We start from the raw sequence: 13,318 nt of genomic DNA, 5'->3' as shown, positions 1-13,318 counted from the left end.
GCCTCCCGCCCTTCCGTGCGGGTCGCGGGAGCCGGTTCGGCCGGAGCGACCGCGCTCATTCCCGAAACGAATTGCCCCAGGCTTCAGGCAAATCCCTCAGCCAAAACAAGATGCGTCAATCGGCTCCTGCCGTGTTCTGGCCCACCGCGCCGCGCATCGGAGGCGCACCGACCGCCTGGCTTACTGGCCCGAGGCGGTCGGATCGCTCAGGATCGGCAGGACGCGGGTCTGAAGTCCTCCAGTGACGTGGACCTCCCCGTCGGCGTCGATGAAGACGTCCACCTCCGAGCGCACCCCGAACTCGGGCAGATAGATCCCCGGCTCGATCGAGAAGCAGGTGCGGGGCAGCACCAGGCGGGTCTCGTGGGTTTCAAGGTTGTCCATGTTCGCGCCGTTGCCGTGCGTTTCCTCGCCGATACTGTGGCCGGTCCGGTGGATAAACGCCTCGCCGTAGCCGGCGGCCTCGATCTCGTGGCGACAGGCGTCATCGACCTCGAAGCCTCGCAACGGGGTGCGGGTCTGAAAGGCGTTTCGAACGCGGGCAATCGCGGCGTCTCGGGCTCGGGCGACGATCTGGAAGATGGCTTCAAACCGCTCCGGGACCTCGGTTCCGACGAAGCCGACGCGGGTCAGGTCGCTGTACACGCCTCCCGGCCGATCGCACTTGGCCCAGAGGTCGATCAGGACGAAATCCCCTTCGCGGATCTCGGCGTCCTGCCCCGCCTTCGGCTCATAATGCGGGTCGCCGCTGTGCGGACCGACCCCCACGATCGGCGGCGAGTAGGTCGTCAGGTCGTGACGCTCGAAGTGGTCGAGAATGACCTGTTGCACCTCGGTCTCTCGGATCGAGCCGCCCCCGCTCGTCCGTTCGGCGATCAGGCCGAAGGCGATGTTGAACGCCTCGGTCGTCACGCCGGTCGCCTCCAGGTGCATCGCCCATTGCTCGTCGGTCCACGAGGCTTCGAACTGCTGGATCAGGTCGCCCGAGGCTGCGACCTCGACCCCGAACGACCGGACCAGCTCGATCACCCCGGCATCAATCCGGGCGATGTACGGGTTCGAGACCCGAGGGGCGTATTCCATCGCCACCCGCTTCGCCCCGCCGAGCATTGCCTGGACCCCGGCTTCCAGCTCCTGCCATTTAAGATAGACCGTCGCTTCTCCCGGCAGGTGGTCGAGGGCCCCCGGCTCGATTCGGTGGACGACCTTCCTCGGCTCCCCTTGCTTCGGAATGAAGTAGAAGAACCGCCGCGACCCGGTCGGCCGATGCGCCAGGTCGAGGACTCTCCTCGCCAGCACGTTGTTTCCCCGAAAGTCGTACAGGAGCCAGCCGTCGAAGCCGAACTGGCAGAGCGATTCCTGAATGGCGGGCAGGTCGAACATCGGTCCGGCTCCTCCGGAGGTGGAAACAGTCATCGACGATCAGAGGCTCACACGTTCCTGCCGGTCCTCGGCTCAAAGGCCCGGCGGCTTCCGTTCGGTCCAGTGGGTGGCCGACTCGTATGCGACGCCGACCCGCAGCAAGGTCGCCTCGTCCCACGGTCGGCCGACCAGTTGCAGACCAATCGGCAATCCCGAGGCCGAAAACCCGCAAGGCACCGACAGGGCCGGCTGGCCGGTCAGGTTCAAGGGCAAGGTATGGTCGAGATACAGTTGCACCAACGGTGTCCGCTGTCCTCCGGCCTCGACCTCCTGCACGCCGATCGGCGTGGCGACGATCGGGCTCGTCGGCAGGGCGAGCACGTCGAACGATCGCCAGAGTTGGCGGTACTGCTCGATCACCAGGCGTCGGAGGCGCTGCGCGTCGAGGTACCGATCGCCCGTCAGGAACAGCCCTGCGAGCAAGAGGTTGCGGATCTCGTCGCTCAGGCCATTGTTCCTTTGTCTGGCGGTTGCTTCGTGGGCCGCGGTGGCCTCGGTGAAGATGATTGCTCGGTGGGCGGCCCTCGGCAATTCAGGACCGGGGAACGCCACCTCGACGACGTTCGCCCCCAGCCCCCGCAAGACCTCGATCGCGTCCCGGACCGAGGCGGCTACCTCGGGCTCGGCCACGTCAAAGGAATGGCCGGTTGGCACGCCGATGCGAAGCCCTTGCAGCCCTCCCGCTCCCGCTCTCAACAGCGGATCGGCCAGGGCAGGGGCCGAGACCGTGGCCGGGTCCTTCGGATCGGGGCCGGCCATGACGGCGAGCATCAGGGCCGCGTCCCCGACCGTCCGGGCCATCGGACCGACGGTGTCCATCGACCAGCTCAGCGGGATCCCGCCGTGTCGGCTGACCCGGCCGTAGGTCACCTTCAACCCGACCACCCCGCAGAGCGCCGACGGTTGCCGGACCGACCCTCCCGTATCGCCTCCCACGCTTGCGAGCGCCATTCCGGCGGCCAGGGCGACCGCTCCTCCTCCCGTGCTCCCGCCGGGCACGCGATCGGGAGCCCAGGGGTTCCGCGCGTTGCCGAAGTGCGGGTTCTCACTGGTGAACCCATAGGCATATTCGTGCATCAACGACTTGCCCACCAGCACGCAGCCGGCCTTGCGCAGGCGGGCGACCGCCTCGGCGTCGGCCTCGGGCACGAAGTCGAGCAGGGCCTTCGAGCCGTTGGTCGTCGGAACCCCTTTGGTCCAGAAGCCATCCTTCACAGCCAGAGGAACGCCGGCCAGAGGGAAGGATTGGCCGGTGTCGACCGCCCGATCGACGGCCTCGGCCTCGGCCATCGCCTGATCGGCCGTCACGGTGATGAAGGCGCGGAGGCGGTCGTTGTGGGCCTCGATCCGGTCGAGCGCCGCTCGGACCACCTCGACGGCCTTCAACTCCCCGGTGTTGACCCGCTGGGCGATGGCCTGGGCGTTGGTCTGGGTCAGGTCGAGGTCGATCATCGCGGCCAGCCTTCCGGATCGAGGGCGAAGGCGATGTCTGGCTCGACGCCGTCCAGATCCACCTGGTCCATCAGCTCCATCTCGGCGATCAGGCTGTTGACCAGCCCGCGAAGGGCCTCAAGCTGCTGGTCCTCCAGTTCCAGCCGGAGGACTTCTTTGGCGTACAGCCGGAAGGGTTCCGGGCCGAACCGGTCGGGGCGTTCCTGGGGAGAGGGAGGGCGCATGGTCGGTCGCTCCAGTCCGGTCGATCGGGCCGAGGGGTCGAGCCTTCGGGCCGATTGTGCAATGCCCCGCCCTGGTTGCACAATAGGCCGGTCAACCCAGGGGCTCCCTCTCCCGACTCGAAGGACGATCGCACCCATGACCGACACTCCGACCGCCCGCATCGGCATCGTCACCGTCTCCGACCGCGCCAGCCGGGGGGAATACGAAGACCGCGGCGGCCCGGCCATCCACCAGTACTTCACCGAGGTTCTCACCTCGGCCTGGGAGCCGGTTCCCCGCTTGGTCTCCGACGATCGCGAGCAGATTGCCGCCACCTTGATCGAGTTGGCCGACCGCGAAAGGTGCCCCCTGATCGTCACCACCGGAGGCACCGGGCCCGCTCCCCGAGACGTGACCCCCGAGGCCACGCTCGACGTGGCCGAGAAGCCGATGCCCGGCTTCGGAGAGCTGATGCGGCAGGTCTCGTTGACCAAGGTACCGACGGCCATCCTCTCGCGCCAGACGGCCGTCATCCGGGGCAAGTCCCTCATCATCAACCTGCCAGGACAGCCGAGGGCCATTGCCGAGTGCCTCGATGCCGTCATGCCCGCCGTCCCCTACTGCATCGACCTCATCGGCGGCCCCCGACTGGAGACGAACCCCGACCGCATCGCCGCCTTCCGGCCCAGGAAATGACAGCCTCGACCGATCGACCGCTCAATAGCCCTTCACCAACGAGTACGAAGACCATGCCCTCCGACAGGCTCAACGCCGATCGCCAGGGATCTGCACCAACAGCCTGTCTGTGGATCTGGGGATTTTTGTCGATTGTGCCGGTTTTTCTGATCGTCGGAGCGAGTCCTGCCGATGACCTTCAGAACGGTTGAATGTTCAAGCCGAGGGGACCAGAAGCTCCTTCCGCTCGTGCGATTCGACCGAGCCGCGTTGGCTCCGCTGCCTGTTGCGAGGCCGGATGCCTCGGCTCGCCGAACCCGAGGTGGGGGCGACTCCGGACGCTGGGCTTGCCGTTTCCCTGGCCTCGCCATGCTGGTCTGATCGACACACGTTCAGAAAGGACGCGATTCCCATGGTCCGAGCGAGCGGCCTTCGGTGGGTGACCATTCTCGTGCTGTGTGTCGTCTCGGCGAGCGAGGTCAGGGCTCAAGGAGTGGTTGCCCCGGGGGCGGGGCCGATCAACCGGGCGATGGCGGGAGCCTCGACAGCGGCCCCTGTTGACTTCGGTGCCAGCTACTGGAACCCGGCGACGCTAAGCTTTCTGGAACGGGACGAGGTCCTGCTCGGCTCGGAGCTGCTCATCCCGAGCATCCACTACTCAGGGGCCCTGCCGGCCGGATCGATCAACGGAGTCTTCCCCACGACCAGCCGCTTCGGGACCTCTCGAAGCGATAGCGGAGTGGCCAGCAATATCGCGGTCGGCGGCTCGTTTCAGCTCCGTCCTGAGTCTCCGTTCACGATGGGCCTCGGGATCTTCGGCCTGGTGGGTGGGAACGTGAACTTCGCGGGGAGTTACTCGACCCCGCCCCTAGGCCCGCGTCAGCCTCCCGAGTTCTTCGGCCTGGGGCCGATCTACGCGAACACGGCCTTGCTTTCGATCAAGCCGATGGCGTCGTACCGGGCGAGCGACCGCCTTGCGGTCGCCGTGGCTCCCGTGATCACGACCGGCACCGTCCAGTTCAGCCCCGCCTTCTTTGCTCCCGGCCCGCCGGACGAGTTCGGTGTCTCGACCTTTCCCCCCGCCACCAATGCCCGACCCTTCTGGGGAGCCGGCTTCGAGATCGGCCTGTTCTATGAGCTGACCCCCTCGTGGAACGTCGGCTTCTCGTACAAGAGCCCGATCTGGCAGGAGAAATGGTCGTACAATACCTTCAACCCCGACCTGTCTCCCCGTCGAATCGGCATTCAAGCGGAAGTCCCGGCGATCTACTCATGGGGTGTCGCCTACAAGGGGATCGATCGGCTCCTGATCGATGTCGACCTTCGCTATTTCGACTACCGCAACGCCGCCCTCTGGGGGGATTCGATCGAGAGCGGCGGCCTGAACTGGAAGAGCATCTTCGCCGTCGCCGTCGGCGGGCAGTATCAACTGACCGAGCGCCTCACCCTCCGAGGGGGCTACCTGTTCAACGAGAACCCGATCAACGAGGTCCAGACCCTGTTCAACGTCCAGGCGCCGGGGTTCCTCCAGCACTCGCTTTCGCTGGGGGCCTCCCTCCGCCTGAACGAGAACATCGTCTTCTCGGCCGGATGGGTCCATGCCTTCCGTAACGACATCGAGGGGCCGATCGCCCAGATTCCCGGCTCCAGCGCCCGGATGGATGGGCAGGTCGACTCGATCTTCGGCGGCCTGACGATCCAGTACGGAGCGCCGAAGAACCCGGCCCGCCTTGCGTCAGGAGGGGAGGCCGGGGCGCCTGTCGCCGCCTCGTACTGACACGGTCAGCGGTCGGGGGTGGTCAGATCGGCCAGGACGGCGATCAGATCGGCCTCGGTCGGGGCGTCGGTCAGCTCGACCTGGCCGAGCGACCGGGGAAGGACGTATCGGATACGGCCGGCGCGGTTCTTCTTGTCGAGGGTCATGGCGTCTCGGAGGGCCGAGGGGTCGAGCCCCGGAGCCCTCGTCGGCAGGCCGAGATGATGCAAGAGCCGGGTAAGCCGATCGGTCAGGTGGTGGTCGATCCATCCGAGTCGTTCGGCCAGCCTTGCCTCGGCCACCATGCCTGCGGCGACGGCCTCGCCGTGCTGGAACCCCTGGCCGTATCCGGCGACGGCCTCGATCGCGTGCCCGATCGTGTGGCCGAAGTTGAGCACGGCCCGCAGGCCGGTTTCCTCCCGCTCGTCCTGAGAGACGACCTCGGCCTTCAGCTCGCAGCAGCGGGCGACGACCCGCCGGACGGCCTCGGGCTCCAGGGTCAAGAGGGCCGTGGCATCGCGTTCGATCAGGTCGAAGAAGGGTGCGTCGAGGATCACTCCGTACTTGACCACCTCGGCCATCCCGCAGCGAAGCTCTCGGGGGGGCAGGCTGATGAGCGTCTCGGTGTCGATCCAGACGCCGATCGGCTGGTGGAAGCTGCCGACGATGTTCTTCGCCGCCGGTCGGTTTACGGCCACCTTGCCGCCGACGGAGCTATCGACCTGCGCCAGGAGGGTCGTCGGCACCATGAGCAAGGGAATCCCTCGGGCATAGGTCGCCGCGACGAACCCGGCCAGGTCGCCGACGACCCCGCCGCCGATCGCCACAACCGCCGCGTGCCGGTCGGCCCGCAGGGCAATAAGACGGTCAAGCAGGGCGGCGGCCTGGTCGAGCGACTTGCTCGCTTCTCCCGGAGGGATCACGGCCGTCTCGATGGCGATTCCCTCGGACGTCAAGGCCCGGGCGAAGGGCTCGGCGATCGGCTCGACGTTCGCGTCGGTGATGACCAGGGCAACGCGGCACCCTCGGCCGGCTCGGGTCGCCTCCAGAGCCGATCGGGCGAAGGGGCCGAAACCCTCGGGAGCGCCGGAGACGATCCGGATGTCGTACGACCGCTCTCCCAATGGGACGTGGACGGTCCGGGGCTTGAAGTCGGGGTCGAGCGGTGCAGGAGCGGGGGCATCGGTCACGTCGGGGCCTCGCAGCGTTGCGGATCGCGGCGTCGAACCGATCCCGCCGCCCGTTTGCCTGACTGTAGCGATCGGCTCTTGGGGTGGTCAAGCAACTCACTCGTGGGGGATTGCGGCCCTTCCCGGCGGTCTTGATCCGGAGGTGTGCCGGCCCAAGGACGCGAATCCAAGACGAGTTTGCCGGTTGGGCCGAGGCTCCGGCCTTCTGGGAAGGCTGGGGGGGATCGGTCGGGAAAGATTCCTCCGGGGCGGGTGCCGCTGGCGGGTGGACAATCGAGGCACGAATGCCAACAATGTCCGGAAGCCCGCCGAAGCGCGATCCCGATGGGAAGTCGATTCGCAACAGGCACAAGACCCAAGGGCCGGTCGACCGGCGGGTCGTTCCCCTCTCGCTTCAGAACCTTCCGCCCATGAGTAGCCCGAGCACCGCCGTTGACCTCGCCGCGTTCCTCGGGGATGCCCGGCGGCGAGTGGACGAGGCATTGGACCGCTACCTGCCCGACGACCGTCTGTCCGACGCCGAATGCCCCTCTCGGCTCCTGCTGGCCATGCGGTACAGCCTGCTTGGAGGCGGCAAGCGGTTGCGCCCCATTCTCGCCTTGATGGCCGCCGAGGCCGTTGGGGGGGAACCCGATCAGGCGATGCCCGTGGCCTGTGCCCTGGAGATGGTGCATACGTATTCCTTGATCCACGATGACCTGCCCGCGATGGATGACGACGACCTCCGCCGAGGCCGCCCGACCTGCCATCGCGCCTTTGACGAAGCCACCGCGATCCTCGCCGGAGACGCCCTGCAGGCGCTCGCCTTCGAGGTCATCGCCCGAGACATCCAGCCCGGCGAGGCCGCGGCCCGCTGCTGCCTGGAACTGGCCGAAGCCTGCGGACCGAGCGGCATGGTGGGTGGCCAGATGGCCGACCTGGAGGCCGAAGGGCGCTCTGATGCCACCGTCGAGGCGCTGGAAGCCATTCACCGCCGCAAGACCGGCGCCTTGCTCCGGGCGAGCCTTCGCATGGGGGCCATTGCCATCGGAGCCGATGAGGAGGAGTTGCTCGCGCTCGACCGCTACGGTCGAGGGGTCGGCCTGGCCTTCCAGATCATCGACGATCTGCTCGACGTGCAAGGCGACGAGGCCAAGCTGGGCAAACGTGTCGGCAAAGACTCTGGCCTGGGTAAGTGGACTTACCCCGGCCTGCTCGGCATTGAGGGCAGCCGCCGCCGAGCCCGCCAGGTTGCCGAGGACGCCGTCGCGGCACTGGAGCCGCTGGGCGACCGCGGCACCCGACTGAGGGCCCTGGCCCTGGACCTGCTGGAAAGGGACCGTTGACGATGAGCACCCCCCCGAGTCCGATCCTCCCCCGCATCCAATCGCCGGCCGACCTGCACAGGCTCTCGGAGGACGACCTCGAGCGCCTGGCCTCCGAGATGCGCGAGGAGCTCATCGGCGTCGTCGGACGCCGCTCGGCCCACTTCGCCAGCAATCTCGGTGTTGTCGAACTGTGCCTTGCCCTGCACCTGGCCTTCGACTTTACCCGGGACCGGCTCATCTGGGACACCGGCCATCAGATCTACCCCCACAAGCTCATCACCGGACGCGCCGATCAGATCCACTCGATTCGGACCAAAGGCGGCCTGATGGGCTACCCCAACCCGAGTGAGAGCCCCTACGACCTGTTCATGACCGGCCACGCCGGCTGCGCCCCGTCGACGGCCCTGGGCTTGCACGCCGGCGACATCGTGACCGGCCACCCCGATCGTTACAGCGTGGCGGTGATCGGCGACGGCGCTTTCCCCTCGGGAGTCGTCTACGAGGCCCTGAACAACGCCGCAGGCCACAGCCACGGCAAGCGTTATCTTGTGATTTTGAATGATAACAAGATGTCGATTTGTCCGCGAGTGGGGGGCATTGCCTACTACCTCGACAAGGCCCGCATGACCCCTGAGTACAACCGGGCCAACAAGCTGGTCCGCAAGCTCCTGCCCAGCATTCCGCTGGTTGGCGACCAGGCCGATCGGATGCTCCAGCAGTTCAAGGACGCGGTGAAAGCGAGCTTCCACGGCGGCATGATCTTCGAGGAACTGGGCTTTACCTATCTTGGCCCCGTCGATGGGCACGATCTGAAGACACTTCAGTCGTACCTGGAAAAGGTCAAGGCGATGGAGGGGCCGATCCTCCTGCACGTGTTGACCGACAAGGGCCGCGGGTTCGAACCGGCGGAGAAGGACCCCGTCTCCTTCCACGCTCCCGCTCCCTTCCAGCGCTGCGAGGAGGGGATCATTCCCTTGAAAACCTCCTCGACCAAGGCGTACACGAACGCCGTGGCCGACGCGCTCTACACGGCCCTCGGCCGTGATCCGAAGGTTGCCGTGTTGACCGCCGCCATGTGCGAGGGGAACAAGCTCCAGAAGATTCGCGAGACGTTCCCCGACCGCTTCTTCGACGTCGGCATCTGCGAGGCGCACGCCGTCACCTTCGCCGCCGGCATGGCCAAGGCCGGCGCCCGGCCGGTGGTGGACATTTACAGCACCTTCCTCCAGCGCGGATATGACCATATCTTCCAGGAGGTCGCCCTTCAGGACTTGCCGGTCGTCTTCTGCATGGACCGCGCGGGCCTGGTCGGCTCGGACGGCCCGACGCACCACGGATCGTATGATCTTGCCTACATGCGTCCTTTCCCGAACATGGTTGTGATGGCCCCCGGCGATGCCCGAGACGTGGCCCCGATGATCGACTGGGCCCTGGCACACGATCACCCCGTCTCAATCCGCTATCCGAAGGCCAACCTCGAAGAAGTCGAGCGCGACCCGCAGCCGATCGAGCTGGGCCAGGCCGAGGTCCTCGAATGGGAAACCGATGGGATGTTGCTCGCCCTCGGTGCCCAGGTCCCCGACTGCCTCCGCGCGGCCGAACGACTTCGCAACGAGCACGGCCTTCGGATCGGCGTCATCAACGCCCGCTTTGCCAAGCCGCTCGACACGGCGACCGTTTTCAAGGCCCTGGATGAATGCGGCTTCGTCCTCACGGTTGAGGAAGGCTGCCTGATGGGCGGCTTCGGCTCGGCGGTGCTGGAAGCCGCCAACGAGGCCGGTCGGAACACCTCGCACGTCCGCCGGCTCGGCTTGCCCGATCGATTTGTCATGCACGCCGAGCGCGACGAGCAGCTTGCCGAGGTCGGCCTCGACGTCGATGGCATCGTCCGGGCCTGCCTGGACCTTGTCCAGCATCTGGGCATCACCGGCGAGGCCGACGAATCGACCGCCGCCTCAGGCCGCTCGGCCGGCTGATGGATCGGGCCGGGCCGTTGCAGGTCTCTCGCCCGCCCGGAGGCGTCTTCGCCCCGACGCCCTCGGGCCGGTACAATTGCGCCGGAGAATCTGCGTTCACGAAGGACGACCGTCCGGGGGAGCCGCGATCATGGCCTCCGCATCGAGCACAACCGCCAGCCATCGCCAGACCGGGGCATCGGTCCGACCACTCCCTCCCCTCGAGAATGGTGACCGGCTCACTCGCGCCGAGTTCGAGCGCCGCTACGATGCGATGCCCGAACTGAAGAAGGCCGAACTGATTGAGGGAGTCGTTTACATGGGATCCCCCGTCCGTCTCCGAAACCATGGGCGCCCCCACTCCCACCTTGTTACCTGGCTAGGGACTTACGAAGCCGCGACGCAGGGCGTCTTCGTCGCTGATAACGCCACCGTCCGGCTTGACCTCGACAACGAGCCCCAGCCCGATATCCTCTTGATGATCGACCCCGCCCGAGGGGGCCAGGCCCGGATCTCGGACGACGATTACATCGAAGGCGCTCCGGAACTGGTTGTCGAGATCGCCTCCAGCAGTGTCAGCCTTGATCTGAACGCCAAGCTCAATGTTTATCGTCGCAGCAACGTCCGGGAGTACCTCACCTGGCGCGTGCTTGACGGTGCGATTGACTGGCGAGTCCTTCAGGACGACCGCTACGAGCTGATCTCGGCCGACGAGCAGGGCCGACTCCGAAGCGCGGTTTTCCCTGGCCTCTGGCTGGATCCCTCGGCGTTGCTGCGGGGAGACCTGAACGCCGTGCTTGCGGCGCTCGGAGCCGGCCTGGCCAGCCCTGAGCACGCGGCGTTCGTCGATCGCCTCCGAGGCTGACCGGAATACTTCTCAGCCCACCGTCTCGCCCGGTTCGGGAGCAAAGACTTCGGTCGAAAGGCCGAGGTGGTCGATCTGGGCCCGCAACTGCTCGGGGGTGCCGATCAGGGGGGGGAAGGTGCCGTAGTGGCAGGGGATCACCGCCTTGACGCCGAGCAAACGGCAGGCGAAGGCGGCGGCGCGGGGGTCCATGGTGAAGTGGTCGCCGATGGGAAGGATGGCGAGGTCGGGGGCGTAAAGTTCCCGGATCAACGACATATCGCCGAAGAGGCACGTGTCGCCGGCGATGTAGAGCTTGAAGCCGTTGGAAAAGGTGGCCACGTAGCCGGCCGCCTCGCCGAGGTAGACGATCGTGCCGTCCTGCTCGGTCCACGAGGAGGAGTGGCGTGCGTCGGTCATCGTCAGGGCAATGTTCGGCGAGCCGAGGCAGACGGAGCCCCCTTTGTTCATGCCGAGCAGCTTTGATTGATCAATTCCTTTGGAGCCGAGCCAGCCGGTCAGATCGTACATGCCGACGATCTTGCCCGAGCAGCGTTTGGCTGCCGAGAACACATCGGCCAGGTGGTCGGCGTGGCCGTGGGTGATGGCGATCGCGTCGCAACTGACGTCGTGCAGCGTTTTCGGGCATTTCGGGTTGTTGGCCAGAAACGGGTCAACCAGCAGGGTCTGGCCCTCGGGCGAGGTGATGAGAAAGGTCGAGTGGCCGAGCCAGGTGATGCGGACGTTCTGAAAATCCATTGCTCGATGAGCTCCCGGGGGTTGCCTGTGGCGGCCTCGCCGAGGTTCGGTTCGGTTCGGTTCGGGGCAGGGCGAGGGCGGCTGAGGAATCGAACGGATCGGGGTGGCAGATTCGTCGGTCGGTAGAGATGTCTGCATTCTGACGGCCGCGAGTCGTCTGGGCAACCTGATGCACCCGGCGACGGGTTTGATCAAGAGGCCTTGCACGATCGAGAACCGTTTCGAACCTCTTCGAGAAAACCAACAGATTGGGATGCCGTTTGCGTACAGGAGAGAGAAGAGTGTGGAGTCGGTCTCCCCGACTTGAGACGCTTACGACCGCCTAGAGTGGTTATCGATTGAGCGGAGCGGCTCGCCGGGAAATGGGGGACAGGCACCTCGAAGACTCGGAGCCAGTCCCCATTTCCCTGACCCTTCACAGGCAATCAAAAAACGCTCTAAGGCCCGGCTGGTTCCGGGATTCGCGGTGGTCGATCCTTCGTTGAGCATTCAAACCAGGAGCTGCAACACGATGTCCGCATTGAAGACTCGACTTGCCTGGATGACCGGTTTCGCCCTGTGCGGCGCTTTGCTCGTGACCGGCTGCGATGCCGGCCCTGGCGATGATCCTGCAATGACGCCCGTTGAGCCCGCCGCTCCGGCAATGCCCGGCGACGACATGGGTGGAATGGACCGCTCCGGCCTGATGCGCGGTATGCCCGGCGACGCGGTCGCGACCCCTGGCGGAGAGTCGACCGCTCCTGCCGACGAGCCGGTTCCTGCCGACGAGCCGACCACGATTGAGCCTCCGGCCGATGAACCGGCCCCGATCGAGACCGAGCCGGCGGATCCCGGTCTCGAAGAGCCGAATTCCTGAGCGGATCGCTCGCTTCCAGATCGTCTGGAATCGCGTTGAGAACGCTGCGTCCGGTGGATCATTGGTTCATGCCGCCGGATGGGAACTTCATTCGGAGTCTTCCCTGAAACGCCAGTCCAGTATTGGATGCCGGCTCCGTGACCGATGGCGATTCGGCAGCGGGGCTGAACTCAGACGGCGTTTCAGGGCGTCGCGCAGGGATTGAAAGCGATGGCGGCCATGATTCACTCGGACTCGATCGAGGTTGTGACGAGGGGGCGGGGCACGGTTGAACTGACCGACCAGATCCAGGCAATTGTGGCCGAGTCTGGCATCGATCAGGGGCTCTGCACGGTGTTTGTGCATCATACGAGCGCCTCGCTGATCATTTGCGAGAACGCCGATCCGAGTGTCCGCTCTGACCTGGAGCGCTACACGGCCCGCCTGGTGCCCGATGGCGATCCGATTTTTCGGCATACGCTTGAAGGCCCGGACGACATGCCGGCTCATGTCCGATCGATTCTGACGCAGACGTCGCTCTCTGTTCCGATCGCCCGAGGCCGCTGCGACCTGGGGACCTGGCAGGGAATCTTTCTCTGGGAGCATCGGACCCATCCCCATCGTCGTCGCGTGACGGTGAGCGTGATGGGCGAGCGTGCCTGATGCCCAAGAGGGCGATCTCATGTCTGCACCATGACATGAGAAAGCCCGTGGCCCGCATCTGCATGGCAGGACTTTCGCTCCCCAGAGCCTGTGTCATGACGGCGTGAGGGTGCGGACGTCTTTGCTGATCTCGACCGTTGCGTTCACAAGAATGGCCCGCGATCGTTCCTCCGGGGAACAGGATCGCGGGCCGGTTGTGGTGTAATTGCTCTGGCTCAGCGTGGTTTCGAAGTTCCGTTGCGAGTTGACTGCGGAT

Annotated in this window: 12 protein-coding genes; 7 read left to right on the top strand and 5 right to left on the bottom strand. The window is 66.1% G+C overall.

Features of this window, described 5'->3' with window-relative positions; all coding sequences use genetic code 11:
* Positions 1-180: 180 nt before the first annotated feature.
* The 3 genes from HG800_RS15345 to HG800_RS15335 all read right to left on the bottom strand — a co-directional run bounded on the left by HG800_RS15345 (position 181) and on the right by HG800_RS15335 (position 3,236).
* On the bottom strand, positions 181-1,383 hold the full coding sequence (locus tag HG800_RS15345; RefSeq protein WP_169977520.1) for a M24 family metallopeptidase: 1,203 nt from the start codon (positions 1,381-1,383) through the stop codon (positions 181-183).
* Positions 1,384-1,455: 72 nt separating this feature from the next.
* Complete coding sequence (locus tag HG800_RS15340) at positions 1,456-2,874, bottom strand: amidase (RefSeq protein ID WP_169977519.1); 1,419 nt, start codon at positions 2,872-2,874, stop codon at positions 1,456-1,458.
* The gene (locus HG800_RS15335) at positions 2,871-3,236 is read right to left on the bottom strand and encodes a hypothetical protein (RefSeq protein WP_169977518.1); all 366 of its coding nucleotides are present in this window, start codon (positions 3,234-3,236) and stop codon (positions 2,871-2,873) included. The genes HG800_RS15340 and HG800_RS15335 overlap by 4 nt, the downstream gene beginning before the upstream one ends.
* Here HG800_RS15335 and mog point away from each other — a divergent pair.
* Positions 3,235-3,774, top strand: coding sequence for a molybdopterin adenylyltransferase (mog, locus tag HG800_RS15330; RefSeq protein ID WP_169977517.1), 540 nt, complete (start codon positions 3,235-3,237; stop codon positions 3,772-3,774). The two genes, HG800_RS15335 and mog, sit on opposite strands and share 2 nt — an antisense overlap.
* 391 nt (positions 3,775-4,165) lie before the next feature.
* Positions 4,166-5,530 carry an OmpP1/FadL family transporter gene (locus tag HG800_RS15325; RefSeq protein ID WP_169977516.1) on the top strand — a complete coding sequence of 455 codons (1,365 nt, stop codon included), beginning with the start codon at positions 4,166-4,168 and terminating at the stop codon, positions 5,528-5,530.
* Positions 5,531-5,535: 5 nt separating this feature from the next.
* Here HG800_RS15325 and aroB read toward each other — a convergent pair whose 3' ends face one another.
* Positions 5,536-6,699 carry a 3-dehydroquinate synthase gene (aroB, locus tag HG800_RS15320; RefSeq protein WP_169977515.1) on the bottom strand — a complete coding sequence of 388 codons (1,164 nt, stop codon included), beginning with the start codon at positions 6,697-6,699 and terminating at the stop codon, positions 5,536-5,538.
* A 410-nt stretch (positions 6,700-7,109) separates the two neighbouring features.
* Between aroB and HG800_RS15315 the strand changes: the two genes are divergently transcribed.
* The 3 genes from HG800_RS15315 to HG800_RS15305 all read left to right on the top strand — a co-directional run bounded on the left by HG800_RS15315 (position 7,110) and on the right by HG800_RS15305 (position 10,826).
* Positions 7,110-8,024, top strand: a complete 915-nt coding sequence (locus HG800_RS15315) for a polyprenyl synthetase family protein (RefSeq protein ID WP_169977753.1) — start codon at positions 7,110-7,112, stop codon at positions 8,022-8,024.
* Between the two features lie 2 nt (positions 8,025-8,026).
* Positions 8,027-9,982 (top strand): 1-deoxy-D-xylulose-5-phosphate synthase, encoded by a 1,956-nt coding sequence (gene dxs / locus HG800_RS15310; RefSeq protein WP_169977514.1) that lies wholly within the window; start codon positions 8,027-8,029, stop codon positions 9,980-9,982.
* Between the two features lie 130 nt (positions 9,983-10,112).
* Positions 10,113-10,826 carry a Uma2 family endonuclease gene (locus tag HG800_RS15305; protein WP_169977513.1) on the top strand — a complete coding sequence of 238 codons (714 nt, stop codon included), beginning with the start codon at positions 10,113-10,115 and terminating at the stop codon, positions 10,824-10,826.
* Positions 10,827-10,838: 12 nt separating this feature from the next.
* Here the strand turns inward: HG800_RS15305 and HG800_RS15300 are convergent, their stop codons facing one another.
* The gene (locus HG800_RS15300) at positions 10,839-11,564 is read right to left on the bottom strand and encodes a metal-dependent hydrolase (RefSeq protein ID WP_169977512.1); all 726 of its coding nucleotides are present in this window, start codon (positions 11,562-11,564) and stop codon (positions 10,839-10,841) included.
* Positions 11,565-12,075: 511 nt separating this feature from the next.
* Here HG800_RS15300 and HG800_RS15295 point away from each other — a divergent pair.
* Both HG800_RS15295 and HG800_RS15290 read left to right on the top strand, forming a co-directional pair.
* Complete coding sequence (locus HG800_RS15295) at positions 12,076-12,420, top strand: hypothetical protein (protein ID WP_169977511.1); 345 nt, start codon at positions 12,076-12,078, stop codon at positions 12,418-12,420.
* Between the two features lie 219 nt (positions 12,421-12,639).
* A complete protein-coding gene (locus tag HG800_RS15290; RefSeq protein WP_169977752.1) occupies positions 12,640-13,062 on the top strand; it encodes a secondary thiamine-phosphate synthase enzyme YjbQ in 423 nt (140 codons plus the stop codon).
* Positions 13,063-13,318: the final 256 nt, after the last annotated feature.

This window comes from Tautonia rosea, assembly GCF_012958305.1.
GTDB classification, from domain to species: domain Bacteria; phylum Planctomycetota; class Planctomycetia; order Isosphaerales; family Isosphaeraceae; genus Tautonia; species Tautonia rosea.
This window is presented reverse-complemented; position numbering and strand designations above follow the sequence as displayed.